The sequence below is a fragment of the Arachnia propionica genome (genome assembly GCF_003859805.1).
GTDB classification, from domain to species: Bacteria; Actinomycetota; Actinomycetes; order Propionibacteriales; family Propionibacteriaceae; genus Arachnia; species Arachnia propionica_C.
The window spans coordinates 274,909-291,535 of record NZ_RQZG01000001.1 but is presented as its reverse complement, the minus strand read 5'-3'; the positions used below and the strand labels follow the sequence as shown (position 1 = coordinate 291,535).

General features: G+C 68.1%; 16 protein-coding genes and 1 pseudogene. 13 read left to right on the top strand and 4 right to left on the bottom strand.

The genetic code is table 11. The annotated features are described in order from the left end of the window. The first annotated feature begins 3 nt into the window (after positions 1-3). From EII34_RS01455 to EII34_RS01425, 7 genes and pseudogenes are all read left to right on the top strand, one after another. Complete coding sequence (locus EII34_RS01455) at positions 4-924, top strand: class C sortase (protein ID WP_124842053.1); 921 nt, start codon at positions 4-6, stop codon at positions 922-924. After that, the gene (nudC, locus tag EII34_RS01450) at positions 921-1,754 is read left to right on the top strand and encodes an NAD(+) diphosphatase (protein ID WP_185711115.1); all 834 of its coding nucleotides are present in this window, start codon (positions 921-923) and stop codon (positions 1,752-1,754) included. Before EII34_RS01455 ends, nudC begins: the two co-directional genes overlap by 4 nt. 11 nt (positions 1,755-1,765) lie before the next feature. Then, a complete protein-coding gene (gene metH, locus EII34_RS01445) occupies positions 1,766-5,239 on the top strand; it encodes a methionine synthase (protein WP_124842047.1) in 3,474 nt (1,157 codons plus the stop codon). Positions 5,240-5,245: 6 nt separating this feature from the next. Continuing rightward, positions 5,246-6,807 (top strand): annotated as a pseudogene (locus EII34_RS16675) (HAD-IA family hydrolase). Beyond that, on the top strand, positions 6,807-7,868 hold the full coding sequence (locus tag EII34_RS01435) for a prephenate dehydrogenase (RefSeq protein WP_124842044.1): 1,062 nt from the start codon (positions 6,807-6,809) through the stop codon (positions 7,866-7,868). The pseudogene EII34_RS16675 and the gene EII34_RS01435 overlap by 1 nt, the downstream one beginning before the upstream one ends. Beyond that, positions 7,868-8,527, top strand: a complete 660-nt coding sequence (gene cmk / locus EII34_RS01430; RefSeq protein ID WP_124842041.1) for a (d)CMP kinase — start codon at positions 7,868-7,870, stop codon at positions 8,525-8,527. The genes EII34_RS01435 and cmk overlap by 1 nt, the downstream gene beginning before the upstream one ends. Continuing rightward, positions 8,520-8,840, top strand: a complete 321-nt coding sequence (locus tag EII34_RS01425; protein WP_124842039.1) for a YqfO family protein — start codon at positions 8,520-8,522, stop codon at positions 8,838-8,840. The genes cmk and EII34_RS01425 overlap by 8 nt, the downstream gene beginning before the upstream one ends. Here the strand turns inward: EII34_RS01425 and EII34_RS01420 are convergent. The 3 genes from EII34_RS01420 to EII34_RS01410 all read right to left on the bottom strand — a co-directional run bounded on the left by EII34_RS01420 (position 8,831) and on the right by EII34_RS01410 (position 11,217). Then, positions 8,831-10,393 carry an ABC-F family ATP-binding cassette domain-containing protein gene (locus EII34_RS01420; protein ID WP_124842036.1) on the bottom strand — a complete coding sequence of 521 codons (1,563 nt, stop codon included), beginning with the start codon at positions 10,391-10,393 and terminating at the stop codon, positions 8,831-8,833. The genes EII34_RS01425 and EII34_RS01420 overlap by 10 nt on opposite strands. 132 nt (positions 10,394-10,525) lie before the next feature. Continuing rightward, positions 10,526-10,741 carry a helix-turn-helix domain-containing protein gene (locus tag EII34_RS01415; protein ID WP_124842034.1) on the bottom strand — a complete coding sequence of 72 codons (216 nt, stop codon included), beginning with the start codon at positions 10,739-10,741 and terminating at the stop codon, positions 10,526-10,528. Next, the gene (locus tag EII34_RS01410) at positions 10,741-11,217 is read right to left on the bottom strand and encodes a DUF2975 domain-containing protein (protein WP_124842031.1); all 477 of its coding nucleotides are present in this window, start codon (positions 11,215-11,217) and stop codon (positions 10,741-10,743) included. The genes EII34_RS01415 and EII34_RS01410 overlap by 1 nt, the downstream gene beginning before the upstream one ends. Positions 11,218-11,327: 110 nt before the next feature. Here EII34_RS01410 and der point away from each other — a divergent pair, with 110 nt between their 5' ends. Beyond that, a complete protein-coding gene (gene der / locus EII34_RS01405) occupies positions 11,328-12,665 on the top strand; it encodes a ribosome biogenesis GTPase Der (protein ID WP_124842028.1) in 1,338 nt (445 codons plus the stop codon). A 5-nt stretch (positions 12,666-12,670) separates the two neighbouring features. On the opposite strand, the gene EII34_RS01400 is transcribed toward der, so the two are convergent. Next, complete coding sequence (locus EII34_RS01400; RefSeq protein ID WP_124842026.1) at positions 12,671-13,504, bottom strand: sulfurtransferase; 834 nt, start codon at positions 13,502-13,504, stop codon at positions 12,671-12,673. A gap of 46 nt (positions 13,505-13,550) precedes the next feature. On the opposite strand from EII34_RS01400, the gene EII34_RS01395 reads away from it, so the two are divergent. The 5 genes from EII34_RS01395 (at position 13,551) to EII34_RS01375 (ending at position 15,990) form a co-directional block, all read left to right on the top strand. Beyond that, positions 13,551-14,378, top strand: a complete 828-nt coding sequence (locus tag EII34_RS01395; RefSeq protein WP_124842022.1) for a hypothetical protein — start codon at positions 13,551-13,553, stop codon at positions 14,376-14,378. A gap of 97 nt (positions 14,379-14,475) precedes the next feature. Next, positions 14,476-14,802 carry an ArsR/SmtB family transcription factor gene (locus tag EII34_RS01390; RefSeq protein ID WP_124842019.1) on the top strand — a complete coding sequence of 109 codons (327 nt, stop codon included), beginning with the start codon at positions 14,476-14,478 and terminating at the stop codon, positions 14,800-14,802. Continuing rightward, positions 14,795-15,277 (top strand): SRPBCC family protein, encoded by a 483-nt coding sequence (locus EII34_RS01385; protein WP_124842017.1) that lies wholly within the window; start codon positions 14,795-14,797, stop codon positions 15,275-15,277. Before EII34_RS01390 ends, EII34_RS01385 begins: the two co-directional genes overlap by 8 nt. Further along, positions 15,274-15,624 carry a nuclear transport factor 2 family protein gene (locus EII34_RS01380; RefSeq protein ID WP_124842014.1) on the top strand — a complete coding sequence of 117 codons (351 nt, stop codon included), beginning with the start codon at positions 15,274-15,276 and terminating at the stop codon, positions 15,622-15,624. The genes EII34_RS01385 and EII34_RS01380 overlap by 4 nt, the downstream gene beginning before the upstream one ends. Positions 15,625-15,660: 36 nt before the next feature. Beyond that, positions 15,661-15,990, top strand: coding sequence for a TfoX/Sxy family protein (locus EII34_RS01375; protein ID WP_260425007.1), 330 nt, complete (start codon positions 15,661-15,663; stop codon positions 15,988-15,990). Positions 15,991-16,627 lie beyond the last annotated feature (637 nt).

Genomic DNA, 16,627 nt, shown 5'->3' with positions numbered 1-16,627 from the left:
CTGATGCGTTCCCGCCGTGGTCCTCGTCCCGCCCGGTGGCGTCCCGGTCTCCTGACCTGGGTCGCCGCCGGGTGCGCGCTGATCGGGATCGGACTGCTCACCTACACCCCGGCCGCCTCGTGGTTGCACCAGTACGAGCAGTCCAGACTGATCGACGCCTACAACCGTCAGGCCCTCGCCGAGCAGGAGGCGTCCGCCGACCGGGTCGAGACCCCTGATGCCGCCCTGAGCGAGGCAGCCAGCTACAACGAGAAGCTCAGTTTCGGGGCCATCGTCGAGGCCAACACCCATGTGCCGACCGGGGTGGGGGACGAGGTCGGATCCGAGTACTGGGATCTGCTCAATGGTCCCGCCGAGATCATGTCCCGCATCCGTGTCCCCAGCATCGACGTGGACCTGCCCGTGTACCACGGCACCTCGGACGTCGCACTGCTGCGTGGGGCAGGTCACCTCCGTGGCACCTCGCTGCCGGTGGGGGGCCCCTCGACGCATGCCGTCATCACCGCACACCGCGGTCTCGCGGAGGCGACGATGTTCACGAACCTGGACCGGGTCCAGGTGGGTGACCGGTTCACCCTGGAGACCTTCGGTGAGGTCCTGGTCTACGAGGTGCGTGCGACGCAGGTCGTCGCGCCGGAGGAGTCGCAGTCACTGCGGGCCCAGGAGGGACGCGACCTGGTCACCCTCGTCACCTGCACCCCACTCGGCATCAACTCGCACCGGATCCTCGTGCTCGGGGAACGTGTGCTGCCGACCCCCGAGCAGGATGTCGCGGCCGCCCTGAGGAGTTCCGAGCTGCCACGTTTCCCCTGGTGGGCCGTGCTCTCCACCACCGCTCTGCTCTGTACGGTCGGTTTCGTGTGGCGGGCCGGTTTCCGTGACGCCGGGCGGGACCACGGCAGATCGCTAGACTCTGCAGGGTGACTCACTGGCAGCAGGTCTCCCACCTCGATCGTCGTGACGAGTGGCGTGACGATGAGGCATTCCTCGACGAGATCGCCCGTTCCGCCCGGACGAACTGCCTCCACCTCGATCACCATGGACGTGTCCAGGCAACGGAGGCCGGGTTGCACAGCACCGCCCTGACGGGAGGCAGGCAACCCGGTGACCTGTTCCTCGGGCAGGTCGGTGACGATTTCTGGTGGGTCCGTCGCGACGCCGAGGCGGGGCGGGACGTGCGGGACCTCGACCTCACCGACGAGCAGACCCAGCTGGCCTTCGCAGCCCTGGCACTGTCACAGTGGCACGGGAGTCGCCCGACCTGCATGCGGTGCGGTGCGGCCACGCGAGCTGAGCGTGCCGGCGCGAGCAGGCGGTGCTCGGCCTGTGGCGCCCAGGTGTTCCCCCGCACGGACCCGGCGGTCATCGTCGCCGTCACCGATCATGACGATCGACTGTTGTTGACCCATGCCCGCGCCTGGCCCGGCAACCGGGTCTCCGTCCAGGCCGGGTTCATCGAGGCCGGGGAATCGGCGGAGCAGGCGGTGCACCGTGAGATCCTGGAGGAGACCGGGCTGGAGGTGGAGGAGATGAGCTTCGTCAGCACCCAACCCTGGCCGTTCCCACGTTCCCTGATGCTCGGTTTCACCGCCCGCGCCGATGCGGCAGGGCTCAACCTGGACCGTCGTGAGCTGGCGTGGGGGAGGTTCCACACCCGGGAGGAGCTGGATCGCGCGGTCGTCGAGGGCAGACTCACCCTGCCCGGACCGTTGTCCCTGGCCATCGTCCTGATCCGCAACTGGGCGGACCTGTAGGATGACCCGCCGTGACGACTCTGCGTGATCTGCTGACATCCCGTGTCCTCGTGGCGGATGGTGCCATGGGCACGATGCTGCAGGCCCAGGGGGATCTCGACCTCGAACGGGACTTCCAGGGCCTGGAGGGCTGCAACGAGGTGCTGAACCTCACCCGCCCCGATGTCGTCGCCGCCGTCCACCGTGCCTACTTCGCGGCGGGATCGGACTGTGTGGAGACCAACACCTTCGGCACCAACCTGGCGGCCCTGGCCGAGTACGACATCGTGGATCGGCTGGAGGAGCTCGCGGAGGCCGGGGCCCGGATCGCTCGCCAGGTGGCCGACGGGTTCACCGACAAGCCCCGTTTCGTGCTCGGCTCGATGGGCCCCGGAACGAAGTTGCCCAGTCTCGGACACATCGGCTTCGCCGAGCTGCGGGACTGTTACGAGCGTCAGGTCATGGCCATGATCCGTGGCGGGATCGACGCGGTGCAGGTCGAGACCTGTCAGGACCTGCTCCAGGCCAGGGCGGCCGTCATCGGTGCGAAGCGAGCACGCACCAAGGCCGGGGTGGATCTGCCGATCCTCGTCAACGTGACCGTGGAGACCACCGGGTCGATGCTGCTCGGTTCCGAGATCGGTGCGGCACGATCGGCGCTGGAGGCGCTCGAGGTGGATGTGATCGGTCTCAACTGTGCCACCGGTCCCGTGGAGATGAGTGAGCACCTGCGGTACCTGTCCCGCAATGCCGCGTGCGGGATCGGTGTCATGCCCAATGCCGGCCTGCCCGAGCTGACCCCGGACGGAGCGGTCTATCCTCTGGGACCCGAGTCCATGGCCGAGGCCGTCGACTCCTTCGTCGACGAGTACGGCCTCAGCGTCATCGGTGGATGTTGTGGCACCACCCCGGAGCACATCCAGCTGCTCGCCGAGAGGTTCAGTGGCCGTGAGGTCCGCGGTCGCGACGTGACCGGGGAGCGAACCTGTTCGTCCCTGTACGTCGAGGTGCCGTTCCATCAGGACCTCGCCTTCCTCAACATCGGGGAACGGACCAACGCGAACGGCTCCAAGGCGTTCCGGGAGGCCATGCTCCAGGAACGCTGGGACGAGTGCGTGGAGATCGCGAAGGCCCAGGCCCGTGACGGTGCCCACGTGCTCGACCTGTGCGTCGACTACGTCGGACGTGACGGTGCCTCGGACATGCACCAGATCGCCGGCCGGCTCGCCACCGCCGTGACCCTGCCGGTGGTGATCGACTCCACCGAGCACCAGGTGCTCGAGGCCGGGCTGGAGAGACTGCCGGGGCGTTGCATCATCAACTCCGTCAACTACGAGGACGGGGACGGACCCGGGTCCCGTTTCGCCAGGATCATGCCCCTGGTCGCGGAACACGGCGCGGCCGTGGTCGCCCTGACCATCGACGAGGAGGGGCAGGCCCGCACCGCGGACTGGAAGGTGCGGGTCGCCTCCCGGCTGATCGAGGACCTGACGCAGGTCTGGGGGATGGATGTCGGTGACATCCTGGTGGACTGCCTGACCTTCCCCATCGCGACCGGTCAGGAGGAGACCCGTCGCGACGGCATCGAGACCATCGAGGCGATCCGGGAGCTGAAGCGTCGCCACCCCGGGGTCCGGACCACGTTGGGGGTCTCCAACATCTCCTTCGGTCTCAACCCGGCTGCCCGCATGGTGCTGAACTCCGTGTTCCTCCACGAATGCGTCGCTGCCGGTCTGGACTCGGCCATCGTCCACTCCGCGAAGATCCTGCCGATGGAGCGGATCCCCGAGGAGCAGCGGGAGGTGGCCCTGGACCTGGTGTGGGATCGCCGTCGCGAGGACTACGATCCGCTCACCCGGTTCCTCGAGCTCTTCGAGGGGGTCACGGCCTCGTCGGTGCGTGCCTCCCGTGCTGCCGAGCTGGCCGCACTGCCGCTGTCGGAGCGTCTCGGGCGGCGCGTCATCGACGGTGAGGCCAAGGGCCTCGAGGCCGACCTGGACGAGGCCCTGCTCGAGAAGTCGGCGTTGGAGATCATCAACGAGGACCTGCTCGGTGGGATGAAGGTCGTGGGCGAGCTCTTCGGTTCCGGAGCGATGCAGCTGCCCTTCGTGCTCCAGTCCGCCGAGGTGATGAAGGCAGCCGTCATCCACCTGGAACCCCACATGGAGAAGGTGGAGGGCGGTTCCGGCAAGGGCACCCTCGTGCTCGCGACGGTGCGAGGTGACGTCCATGACATCGGGAAGAACCTCGTCGACATCATCGTCTCCAACAACGGCTACACGGTCATCAACATCGGCATCAAGCAGCCGATCCAGGCGATCGTCGATGCCGCGGAGGAACACGGGGCGGACGCCATCGGGATGTCCGGCCTGCTCGTGAAGTCGACCCTCGTCATGAAGGACAACCTGGCGGAGTTGAACCGGCTCGGACTCGCCGAGAAGTACCCGGTGCTCCTCGGTGGGGCCGCTCTCACACGGGCCTTCGTCGAGCACGACCTCAACGACATGTTCAACGGTGAGGTGCGATACGCCAAGGATGCCTTCGAGGGACTGGCTCTCATGGATGCCGTCATGGCCGTCAAACAGGGCATCCCCGGGGCAGCACTGCCCGAACCACGGAAGCGGCGTTTCACCAAGGTGGAGATCGCTGAGCCCGACGAGATCGACACCCGGACCTCCGAGGCGGTGGAACGTGGCGTCGATGTTCCGGAACCACCGTTCTGGGGAACCCGGGTGGTCCGGGGCATCCCCATCGCCGATGTGGCGCAGTGGCTCGATCACCGTGCCACCTTCATGGGACAGTGGGGGCTCAAGCCGGTCAAGGACGGGCCGAGCTACGAGGAGCTGGTTGAGACCGAGGGCAGGCCACGACTCCGGATGTGGCTGGACCGGATCGCCACCGAACACCTGGCGAACTTCTCCGTCGTCTACGGCTACTTCCCGGCCCACTCGGAGGGCAACACCCTGATCCTGGGACACCCGGAGGATCCTGGGCGGCAGATCGAGCGTTTCGAGTTCCCCCGGCAGCGACGGGGCAAACGGCTCTGCCTGGCCGATTTCTTCCGCAATGCGGAGGAGGCCGCCGAACTGGGTCCGGACACCTACGCCCTCCAGTTGGTGACGATGGGCTCCGAGGTGGTCCGGGGAACCCAGCGACTCTTCGAGGGCAACCACTACCGGGAGTACCTGGAGCTGCACGGTCTGTCGGTGCAGTTGACCGAGGCCCTGGCCGAGCACTGGCACCATCGGATCCGCACGGAGCTCGGTCTCGCCTCCTGGGACGCAAGCATCGACGAGGCGATCCGGGACCAGGCCTACCGGGGGTCGCGGTACTCGTTCGGCTATCCCGCCTGCCCGAACATGGAGGACCGGATCACCCTGGTCCGACTGCTGGAGCCGTCCCGCATCGGTGTGGACCTATCCGAGGAGTTGCAGCTGCACCCCGAGCAGTCCACCGATGCGATGGTGGTGCACCACCCGCAGGCCAAGTACTTCAACGCGAACTGAGGAGACATGACCGAGCTGGCCCGACCCAAGGCGGTCCTGTGGGACTTCGACGGTACCCTCGTGGACTCCGAACCCATGTGGACCGAGCACGAGCAGGACATCATGGCGCGTCACGGCGTGACCATGCCGGAGCAGTGGTACCTCGACCACTGTGGTCAGCCGGCGATCCGCACCTCACGTCTGATGTCGGAGGCGCTCGGCGGTGCGATGAGCACGGCGGAGGTCCACGAGGAACTGCACCAGCGCATCTGTGACCGTTTCGCCGCCGGGGAGATCCCCTGGCTGCCAGGGGCTCGTGAGCTGTTGGCCGACCTGGTGACACACGGGGTGCGATGCGCCATGGTCACCGCGAGTGTCAAACGGATCATGACGGTGGTGGCGCAGGCGCTGCCGGAATTCGAGTTCATCATCGACGGCGACGACGTCAGCCGCACCAAACCGGACCCGGAAGGCTACCTGCTGGCCATGGAGCGGCTCGGGGTGGCGCCGCACGAGGTGCTGATCCTGGAGGACTCCGTCCCCGGCACTGCAGCCGGCCTCGCCGCCGGTGCCGCGGTGCTGGCGGTGCCGACCCTGATCCCGGTGGAGCCGGCACCGCGCCGGGTGATCCGTCCCGAGGGACTGGTCGGACTGGGATGGGATGAGCTCAGCGAGATCTGGAGGAGCCAGTGGTGAACCTGTCAGGAGTTCGGGGTGGCAACCTCGAGGCGGGGGAGAGGGTCACCCTCACCGACCCGAAGGGGCGTCGCAGGTCCATCGTCCTGACACCGGGAGCGGTGTGGCACACCACGAAGGGGGCGGTCAGCCACGACGACCTGATCGGTGGCCCCGAGGGGGTCACCGTGCGCTCCGTCGGTGGGGTGGAGTACCTGGTGCTGCGGCCGATCCTCAACGAGTACATGGTCTCGATGCCGCGGGACGCAGCCGTGATCTACCCCAAGGATGCGGCCCAGATCCTCATGTGGACCGACATCTTCCCGGGTGCCCGGGTGCTGGAGGCAGGGGTCGGGTCCGGGGCCCTCACCCTGGCCCTGCTGCGTGCCATCGGGCCCGAGGGTCGGCTCCACAGCTACGAGCGACGGCAGCAGTTCGCCGATGTCGCCCGCACCAACGTCGAGAACTTCATCGGCGGCACGCATCCGGCGTGGGAGATCACCGTCGGCGATCTCGTCGAGGTGATCGCCGACGAACCCATCGACCGGGCGATCCTCGACATGCTGGCCCCGTGGGAGTGCATCGACGCGGTCGGGGAACGACTCATCCCCGGCGGGGTGATCTGCTGCTACGTCGCGACCTCCACCCAGCTGGGACGGGTGATGGACACCTTCCGTGCCCATGGCGGGTTCACCGAACCCACGGCCACCGAGACCATGGTGCGTGACTGGCACGCCGAGGGCTTGGCGATCCGTCCCGGTCACGGCACCTCCGCGCACACCGGTTTCCTGGTCTTCTCACGACGTCTGGCCCCCGGGGTCACCGCCCCGATCCGCAGACGTCGTCCCGCTCCCGGTGCCTACGGTCCGGACTACCACGGACCCCGCCCGCTCAACATGCCGGAGTCGTCCTGATGCGGGTGCTGGTCATCGGGACGGGGCTGGTCGGTTCCTCACTCGGCCTGGCCCTGGTCGGGGCCGGGCACGAGGTCTTCCTGGAGGACCTCAACCCCTCCCACGCCCGCGTGGCCGCCGGTCTCGGCGGTGGCGAGGTCTACGCCGGTGAGGACGGCATCGAGGTGGTTGTGGTCGCCACGCCTCCGGCCAGTGTCGCCGAGGTGGTGCGGCACAGCCTGATCCGCTTCCCGGAGGCCGTGGTCACCGATGTGGGCTCGGTCAAGAGCTCGATCATCGAGGCGGTGGGTCTGACCTGCGAACACGCCGAACGCTACGTCCCGAGCCACCCGATGGCCGGTTCGCAGTTCACCGGGCCGTTGACGGCCACGGCCCGGTTGTTCGAGGACCGCACCTGGGCGATCACCGCCCAGGCCGGGAACACCCCGCAGGCCGTGGCGGCCGTCAGGGAGCTGGCGTGCTCCGTCGGCGCCCGGGTGATCGAGCTGTCCCCGGAGCTGCACGACGAGGCGGTGGCCCAGGTCAGTCACGTGCCGCATCTGATGAGCATCCTCACCGCCTCCCATCTGCGAGGAGTACCCGGGGAGAACCTCCGCCTGGCCGGGCAGGGGATCCGGGACGTGACCCGGATCGCGGGCTCCGACCCTGCCCTGTGGCGGCAGATCATCACCACCAATGCCACCGCCATCCGCAAGGAACTGCAGGAGGTGGCCGCGGACCTCCAGTACCTGATCGGGGTGCTGGACCAGGCGGAGCCGTTGGAGGCATTCCTCAGGCTCGGTCAGCACGGGGCGCAGGCCCTGCGGGGCAAGCACGGTCAGGAGCCCCTGGACCTGGCCGTGGTCACCGTCGAGATCCCTGATGAACCACGTGCGCTGACCCGCCTGTTCAACGATGTCGGTGACTTCGGTTTCAACGTCGAGGACTTCGAGTTGACCCATGACGCGGTGCGGGAGGTCGGCTACCTGTCGATCTCGGTGGAACGTCCCCGGGCCCAACAGTTCCGGGAGGACCTGGAGGAACGGGGCTGGCGTGCCTGGCTGGATCGGAAGGGGATCTGATGGGTGATCTCGTCATCGCGATGGACGGCCCGAGCGGGGTCGGCAAGTCCTCCACGGCGAAGGAGGTGGCCAGGCGGCTGAACCTGGCCCATCTCGACACCGGCGCGATGTACCGCGCCGTCGCCTGCGAGGTGCGACGTCTGGGAGCAGACCACGACGACACCGAGGCCATCACAGGGATCGCCCTGAGCAGTGATCTCCGGATCGCCACGGACCCGGACCGGCCGAGGGTCACGATCGCTGGGCGCGACGTGACCGACGAGATCCGCGAGCCGGAGATCTCGGCGTCGGTCTCCGCCGTCGCCCGGATCCCCGAGGTGCGCCGTCACCTCATCGCACGGATGCGTGAGATCATCGCGGCCCACAACCGACGGATCGTGGTGGAGGGGCGCGACATCACCACCGTCGTGGCCCCTGAGGCCCAGGTCCGGCTGCTGCTCACCGCCGATCCCGAGGCCCGGATCCGGCGTCGTGCCGCGGAACTCGCCGAGGTGGACCACCGGGTCGTCACGGACTCCATCATGGGTCGGGACCGCGAGGACTCCACGGTGTCGAACTTCACCGTGGCCACCGACGGGGTGGTCACCATCGACTCCACCGATCTCACGCTCGACGAGGTGGTCGAGGCGGTGCTGGACCTGGCGGGCGCACATGGCTGAACCACTCGACGTGCTGGTGTTCTACGTGCCGATCCCCGACACCGACCAGGTGCTGGAGGCCCTGTTCGCCGTCGGTGCCGGGGCGATCGGGGCGTATGACTCGTGCGCCTTCGTGGCTCCGGGGGTTGGCCAGTTCCGTCCCCTCACCGGGGCGAACCCCGCCATCGGAGAGGTCGGGAACCTGGAGCTCGTTGCGGAGAACCGGGTGGAGCTCACCTTTCCCCGAAGCCTGCGTGGACCGGTGGTCGCCGCGCTGCGCGAGGCCCATCCCTACGAGGAACCGGCCTTCCACGTGCTGGCCAATCAGGTCTGAGCGGGGCGCAGTTGTCCCGGTGCGGTGACCGTGTGGACGGCGTGGAGGTCCAGGCGTTCCAGCAGCGCGTCGTCGTGGGTGACCACCACCAGCGCTCCCCGGTACTGGGCCAGTGCCTCGATCAAGGCCTCCGTCGTGTCCAGATCCAGATTGTTGGTCGGTTCATCGAGCAGCAGCAGCTCGGGTGGGGGAGCAGCCAGCAGGACCCGGGCCAGGGACACCCGGAAGCGTTCCCCTCCGGACAGGGTCTCCACCGGCCGCTCCACGACCTCGCCGCGGAGCAGGAACCGGGCGAGCAGTGCACGCCCTTCGCGTTCGGTGGCCTCGGGGTTGCTCATGCTCAGGCACTCGAGAGCTGAACGGCCTGTGGGCAGTTCCAGGCGTTGATCGAGCCACCCGACCCGGGTCGTCGACAGCCGGGCCCGGTGGAGCAGTGTCGTCTTGCCGACGCCGTTGGCCCCGATCAGGGCGATGCGGTCCCCGCCGCGCACCGTGAGGGTCCCTGGTGGTTCTCCCAGCTCGGCGAGCAGTCTTCCACGGGCGCGACGGATCTCGGGGACATCCACCCGGATGGACTCTCGACCGGTGACGGCCTCCTCGGCGCGGATCAGCTCCTCGCGGGCCGCCTGGACCTTCTGGGCCGCACGTCGGTTGGCCCGGTCACGACGCCCTTCGGCCCTGGACCTGAGCTCGGGGTCGGACAGTCTCGGCCCCTGCGCGACGGTGGCGAACCGCCAGCCGTCACGTCGTTCCTGACGTGCGGTGGCCGTCTGGACGTGCATCCGTTCCCGCTGTTCGGCGCGTAGTCTGCGTTCGGCGTCACGGACCCGTTGCTCGGCTGCCGCTGCCTGCAGGCGGGACTGCTCCTGCCAGTGGTCGTGGTTGCCACCCCACAGCGTCAGGGCACCCGAGTCGACCTCGAGGATGTGAGTCATCCGGCGCAGCAACGCGATGTCGTGGCTCACCACGACCAGTCCACCCCGCCACCGGTCGACCCACTCGTGGAGGGCGGCACGGGCCTCCCGGTCGAGGTTGTTGGTCGGCTCATCGAGCAGCAGGGTGCGTGCGCCGGAGAGTTCCAGCCCGGCGAGGGCCGTCAGCATGATCTCGCCCCCGGAGAGGGTCTCCAACGTGCGATGCAGGACATCGTCACCGACCAGGCTGGGAACCCGGGCCGAGAGCAGGGCGACGGCACGGGAGGCGACGTCCCAGCGATCCCCGACGGTCTCGTGGTCGGCGACATCGATGCTCCCGGCCTCGATCCGGCCGAGGGCGGCGAGGATCTCCTCGATGCCCAGCAGCGCCGCGACGGTGAGATCTCCTCGCTGCAACAGATCCTGGGGCAGGTGGGCGAGATGCTCCGGGGCCTGGATGGAGCCCGTCGTGGGGGAGAGCTCGCCGGCGAGCAGCTTCAGCAGGGTGGACTTGCCGGCGCCGTTGCGTCCGACCACCCCGAGACGGGCGGCCGGGATGGTCAGGGTGACGTCGTCGAGCAACGGTGCGGTGGCCTCGAAGGCGAACGTGAGGTGGGTCAGGACGAAGGATGACGGCACGGGGGCTCCTGGATGCGGTCTGGTGGGTGCGCCGCTCGGAGTCCGGGACTCGACGAGGTGGCGCGGGGTCAGCGCAGAACCAGGAGCTTCAACGGTCAGCCTTCCTTCAAGAAGTCGTGCCCGAGAAGGATATCAGGCGTGCTCGTCGGCCTCGTACCGGAGCAGATCCCCGGGCTGACACTCCAGGACCCGACAGATGGCCTCCAGGGTGGAGAACCGGATCGCCTTGGCGCGACCGTTCTTCAGCACCGCCACGTTCGCCGGGGTGATCCCGATGGCCGAGGCGAACTCACCGACGCTGAGTCTGCGTCTGGCCAGCAGCAGGTCGAGATCGACGACGACCCCCATCAGATCACCTCCGCCAGTTCGGTGCGAAGCGCCGTGGCGTCCTTCAGGAGATGACGCAGCACCAGCATGAGCAGGATGAATCCGGGACCGAGCAGCAGGGACCCCGTGAGCACCAGGAGCACGGGCGGCCCGCCGATGCCGAGCCAGGTGAGGTGCAGCGCACCCGCCAGTGCGAGCACCGTCGCGACGACGGCACACCCGATGATCAGGTCCACCCAGCCGAGGGCACGTGGGGTGAAGGTGTCCCGCCGGGAGACGAGGTCGAGCAGCATCCAGACCGACAGCGCGGTGGGGAGGAAGCAGGCCAGCACCAGGTCCGTGAGGAGGAGGTAGGGCCACTGCAGGTGGGAGACCTCGGGGAACTCGGTCACCACCTCTGACGCGGCCAGCGGAACGATGAGGCCCTGGAGGGCGATGACTCCCAGGACGGCCAGGACCATGACGATGCGCAGGGCGATGATGACGGAGCGGGGCATGTATCGATTCTCGATCGATATCGATCGTTTGTCAATAGGCTTGTGATGTCGTCCCCGTGCTGATCCGACGCACTCCGGTAGGATGTCGCGCTGATTGCAAGGAGGGCGTGATGAGCGAGGAGACCACGATCAAGCCGGTGGTGGCGGTGGTGGGGCGGCCGAACGTCGGCAAGTCCACGCTGGTCAACCGGATCCTGGGGCGCCGTGAGGCCGTGGTGCAGGACGTGCCCGGGGTCACCCGCGACCGGGTCTCCTACGATGCCAACTGGAACGGCCGGGAGTTCGTCCTGGTGGACACCGGAGGGTGGGTCTCGGACGCGAAGGGGATGGCCCAGCAGATCGCCGAGCAGGCCGAGCTCGCCATCTCCATGGCGGATGCGGTGCTGTTCGTCGTCGATGCCACCGTCGGCACCCTCGACGAGGACGAGGCCGTGGTCAAGGTGCTGCGTCGCTCGAGGAAACCGGTGATCCTGGCCGCGAACAAGGTGGACGACCAACGCCACGAGGCCATGGCGGCGACGATGTGGAACCTCGGGCTGGGGGAGCCCCACCCGGTCTCGGCGGTGCACGGCCGCGGCTCGGGTGACCTCCTGGACGCGATCCTGGAGGTGCTGCCCCAGGCCCCGGAGGAACGGTTCGAGGAGATCGGCGGACCCCGTCGGGTGGCCATCGTCGGCAAACCGAACGTCGGCAAGTCCTCACTGCTCAACAAGGTGGCGAACCAGCGACGCGTGGTGGTCTCCGACGTCTCCGGCACCACCGTCGACCCGGTGGACGAGATCGTCGAGGTCGGGGGCCGGGTGTACCGCCTCATCGACACCGCGGGCATCCGCAAGCGGGTCAAGGAGGCCTCCGGACATGAGTTCTACGCCAGTCTGCGCACCCAGACCGCGATCGAGCGGGCCGAGGTCTGCGTCGTGGTCATCGACGCCTCGCAGCCGGTGACCGACCAGGACCTCAGGATCCTGAGCAACGTGGAGGACACCGGCAGGGCACTGGTGATCGCATTCAACAAGTGGGACCTGACCGATGAGGAGCGACGCCGCTACCTGGAACGCGAGATCGAACGGGACCTCGTGGCCTTCACCTGGGCACCGACCGTCAACATCTCCGCCCTGACGGGCCGCAACGTCGACAAGCTGAGCCGGGCCGTCGAGACTGCTGCCGAGGGCTGGGAGACCCGCATCCCCACGGGCAGGCTCAACGCCTTCCTGGGGCGCCTGGCCGCTGCACACCCGCACCCGGTGCGTGGCGGGAAACAACCCCGCATCCTGTTCGGGACCCAGGCCCACAGCTGTCCGCCCACCTTCGCCCTGTTCACCAGTGGTCAGCTGGACCCCACCTACGTGCGTTTCATCGAACGACGACTGCGCGAGGAGTTCGGCTTCGTCGGTTCCCCGGTCCACATCGAGATCCGCGCCCGGGAGAAGCACAGGAACCGTTCCTGAGCTCGTCACTCACCCGTCGCCACGGGACGCGACGGATCGGTGATCCAGTCGCTCCAGGACCCGGCGTAGACCGCCGGGGTGGGGAGTCCCGCGACGGTGGCTGCCAGGGCGACGTGTGCGGCCTGGATGCCGGAACCGCAGTAGACCCCGACCCGATTCGCGACGGCCCCGGCCGCTTCGAACCGGTGCCGCAAAACGTCGGGCGCGAGGAGGCGGCCCGAGGCGTCGACGAGTTCCAGCGCGGGCAGCGAGCGGGCGCCGGGGATGTGCCCGGCGACGGGATCGACGGTCTCGTCCTCTCCGCGGAACCGGTTGGCGGGTCGGGCGTCGAGCAGCACCCCTCCAGCGGCGAGGTGGGCCGCGCCCTCGGCGTCGATGGCCTCGACGTCGGTGCGAGCGGGCGTGAAGTCGGAGGGGGAGACCTCTTCGCCGCCGGTGGCGACCGGGGACGAGGACTCCCGCCATGCCCGCCAGCCCCCGTCGAGCACCCGGACGTCTCGGTGTCCGTGGAGTCGCAGCAGCCACCAGGCCCGGGCGGCCGCGATGGAGAACCAGTCGTCGTAGATCACCACCGGCCGGTCATTGCTCACTCCGGCCCGTCGCATCGCCTCCTGGAAGTCCTGGGCATCCGGCAGCGGGTGACGTCCGCCCGGTCCGACCGCTGGGGAGGCCAGTTCGTCGTCCATGTCCACGAAGACGGCCCCGGGGATGTGACCCGCCACATACGCCTCGCGCCCTCCAGCGCTTCCGGGACCGGAGTATCGGATGTCGAGGACCGTGGTCCCACCCGTGGCGAGGAGGGCGTGCAACTCTGGGACATCAATGAGGGCAACTGTCATGTGTCCACCTTGTCACACCCCCGTCAGCGCCTTAGCATCGCTCGCCATGGGGGAGTCCTTCAACCGAAACGCCGACAGAGGCGTGTATGTCCGGCGGCGACTCGTGGTCGGAGCCGGGGCGGTGGCGGTCGTTGGGGGAGGGGTCGTGCTGGCGCAGCGGATCATCACCTCCCGGTGGAACGCCGACACGGGCGCCGCCGCCCCTGCCCCAGCGGATGACCAGGGGTGCCGGACGCCTGGGCCGCTCGACAGGTTCGCCACGGTGGGCGGCGCCGCCCTCGGCTATGAGAGCGAGGGCGTCCTGGTGTCGATGCAGGCAGAACCCCGGTTCGTCGAGTGGCTGGACGCCTGGGCCGAGGGCTGGGCCGAGGCGAGCGGATTCGGCGGGGTGAGGGAGGTCTGGAGTTACGGCGCCTTCACCGACAAGTGCCGTTCCTACCATCAGCTCGGACGTGCCTTCGACATCGGGCGGATCATTCACGACAACGGAGAGGTGTCGTGCCGCCACGACGTGTGGAGCCCCGGTTCCGCGGATCAGCTGCGGAACTACTGGCGACTGGCCGCCTCGCTGCACGCCCGCTTCGCCCACACCCTGACCTATCTCTACGACGGCGCCCACGACAACCACATCCACGTCGACAACTCCGTGAACGGCTACGAACCGACGGTGTTCACCTCGGATTCCCGGGTGCAGGTCCAACTGGTCCAGGCCAGCCTCCAGCATGTCCACGGAGCACAGGTCGAGATCACGGGGCAGTGGGACGACCAGACCCGCACCGCGTTGAGGGCGGTTCAGAAGTCCCTCGGTATCACCCGGCCCCTCGCCGACCGGGAGGGGTGGCAGGAGTACCTCCGCGCAACCGTGACCCTCTAGCCCGGGCCAGCCTGAACCGGAGCCATTCGCTCTTCAAACAGCCTTGAGTACAAATAAGTGTTTGTGTTAACGTGAGGCACCGGACAGGAGGTGGCGCATGGCCGCAGTGGAGATGGATCTGGCCTTCCGTGCTCTGGCGGATGGCAACCGCCGGGCCATCCTCAGTGTGATCCGTGGGGGCCCACAACCGGTGGGAGCCGTCGCGGAGGCCGTCGGCCTGTCCCAACAGACCACGTCCCATCATCTGCGCACCCTCCACAGGGCAGGCCTGGCCAGCGTCACCGCGGACCACACGCGTCGGCTGTACGCGCTCAACACCGACGGTATGGCTGCCGTGCGTTCCTATCTGGCTGATTTCTGGCCGGACCGGTTGGCCACACTCAAGTCCGTCATCGAGGCACGGGAGGAGGTCGAACGTGGCTGAGTTCCGGGACTCCATCGAGATCGCGGCGACCCCCGAGACGGTGTTCGAGTACCTCACCACGAACGAGGGACTGACCGCGTGGCTCGGACAGTACGCCGATCTTGACCCCAGGCCCGGGGGAGGCTTCAGCGTCGATGTCGCGGGCTACCCAGTCCGGGGCGAGTTCCTGGTTGTCGAGACTCCCCGACGCGTCGTCGTCTCATGGGGATTCGCCGGCAACGACCACCTGCCCGCTGGAGCCTCCCGGGTTGAGTTCCTGCTGACCCCCGTCGGGACGGGAACCCGAGTCGATCTCCACCACTTCGACCTGCCGGACACTGAGGTGCCCGGACATGCACACGGGTGGGGACACTTCCTTCCACGCCTCGAGATCGCTGCTGAAGGGGGCACCCCCGGGGCGGATGACTGGCAGCCTCTCGGCGAGAAACCAGCTGCCCCACCACGGACCCCGAACAGAGAGGAGAGCCGACCATGACCGCCCTTGACATCGTGAAGAGTTACCACCACGCATGGACGTCGGGGGACATCGACGCCGCGATGACCCACGTCGCCGATGACATCTCGTGCCGCGCCCCGGGAGGCGACATCGAGGGCAAGACCGCCTACCGGGAGTACATCGCGGCATTCGCGCCCAGGGTGATCGAGATCGGCGAGATCGCGGAGTTCGCCGCAGGGGATCGCGTCGCCCTGTTCTACCACCCCCGCACCGAGGCGAGCCGGGATGCCCCTGCTGCCGAATGCTTCACCGTGCGTGACGGCAGGATCGTCGAGAACGTCCTGATCTTCGACCGGTTGTCCTACGGGCCCGCCGGGCAGGGCTGATCCGTGGCGGAGGGGACAGCGGCCCAGGCGACACTCGTGGAACGTGTCCATGCGTTGCTGGAGGAAGAGACGCAGGTGCGGGAGGTTCCGATGTTCGGGGGCCGCTGCATCATGGTGGGGGGCAAGATCATTGTCAGTGTCCGCAGGAATGGCAGTCTGCTGGTGCGGGTGGCGGCAGATGACCATGACCTGTATCTCGCGGAGCCGGGGGCCGCCCCCGCGGAAATGGGGAGGGGTCGCGTCATGGGACCTGGTTGGATCGCCGTGGACCCGGAATGCGTTCTCGACGAGGGGCTGGTCTTCTGGATCCAAGCTGCCCTGGCCCACAATCACGCGGTCACGAGGTCGCAGCACGCCGAGTCCTGAACCATCCGGAATGAGCCGCATTCCTTCAGGGGATCCGGGCGACGGGGCATGCGGAGCTGGTTCTCCAGGAGGGGGACCTCCTGGCGCTCGTTGGCGCATCTCTCCAGCATGTGATCTGCGTTCACCCAGTAGACGCCGTTTTCCCGGCTGAGGTAGCGGTGGTCCACGAGTTCGCGGCACTTCGTGACCGTCGTGGTTTCGCCTGCCTCGTCCCGGATTCGCCTGTGTTGGGCCCGGCTCGCCTGCCTTGACGGCGGAAGGCAGGCGTTTCCGATCCAAGGCAGGCGAATCAGCGTCGCGAGGAGGCCGACGGGAGGGGCCGGGAGAAGGTGGCTGGAGGATGGGGTGGTCACGAATCGCCGCTTTGCTTCGGTGAGATCGCGATGTCAACGCTGCCATGAAAGTAGGGCGGCGATTCGTGACCGTGTTGATTTCACCTGCCCTGTCTCGGTTTCGCTCGCATCCGTTCGGCGTACCCTAGTCCGGAAGGCCCGTTCAGGCAACGTCGAAGCACCTGTTCAGAGCCACTCTGACCGCTTGCCTGAACAAGTCTCCGTGTCGAGGCCAGCGAAAGAGAAGACGTGACCCACGCCTCAACCAGAAGGTCCCGGAAACCCACGGGTTTCCGGGACCTCTC

Excerpts from the sequence above, each read along its gene's own strand:
- EII34_RS01455 (WP_124842053.1), top strand. The coding sequence starts at position 4 with ATGCGTTCCCGCCGTGGTCCTCGTCCCGCCCGGTGGCGTCCCGGTCTC.
- EII34_RS01395 (WP_124842022.1), top strand. The coding sequence starts at position 13,551 with ATGGGGGAGTCCTTCAACCGAAACGCCGACAGAGGCGTGTATGTCCGG.
- EII34_RS01390 (WP_124842019.1), top strand. The coding sequence starts at position 14,476 with ATGGCCGCAGTGGAGATGGATCTGGCCTTCCGTGCTCTGGCGGATGGC.
- EII34_RS01425 (WP_124842039.1), top strand. The coding sequence starts at position 8,520 with ATGGCTGAACCACTCGACGTGCTGGTGTTCTACGTGCCGATCCCCGAC.
- EII34_RS01410 (WP_124842031.1), bottom strand. The coding sequence starts at position 11,217 with ATGCCCCGCTCCGTCATCATCGCCCTGCGCATCGTCATGGTCCTGGCC.
- EII34_RS01435 (WP_124842044.1), top strand. The coding sequence starts at position 6,807 with ATGCGGGTGCTGGTCATCGGGACGGGGCTGGTCGGTTCCTCACTCGGC.
- der (WP_124842028.1), top strand. The coding sequence starts at position 11,328 with ATGAGCGAGGAGACCACGATCAAGCCGGTGGTGGCGGTGGTGGGGCGG.
- EII34_RS01380 (WP_124842014.1), top strand. The coding sequence starts at position 15,274 with ATGACCGCCCTTGACATCGTGAAGAGTTACCACCACGCATGGACGTCG.
- EII34_RS01400 (WP_124842026.1), bottom strand. The coding sequence starts at position 13,504 with ATGACAGTTGCCCTCATTGATGTCCCAGAGTTGCACGCCCTCCTCGCC.
- cmk (WP_124842041.1), top strand. The coding sequence starts at position 7,868 with ATGGGTGATCTCGTCATCGCGATGGACGGCCCGAGCGGGGTCGGCAAG.
- EII34_RS01415 (WP_124842034.1), bottom strand. The coding sequence starts at position 10,741 with ATGGGGGTCGTCGTCGATCTCGACCTGCTGCTGGCCAGACGCAGACTC.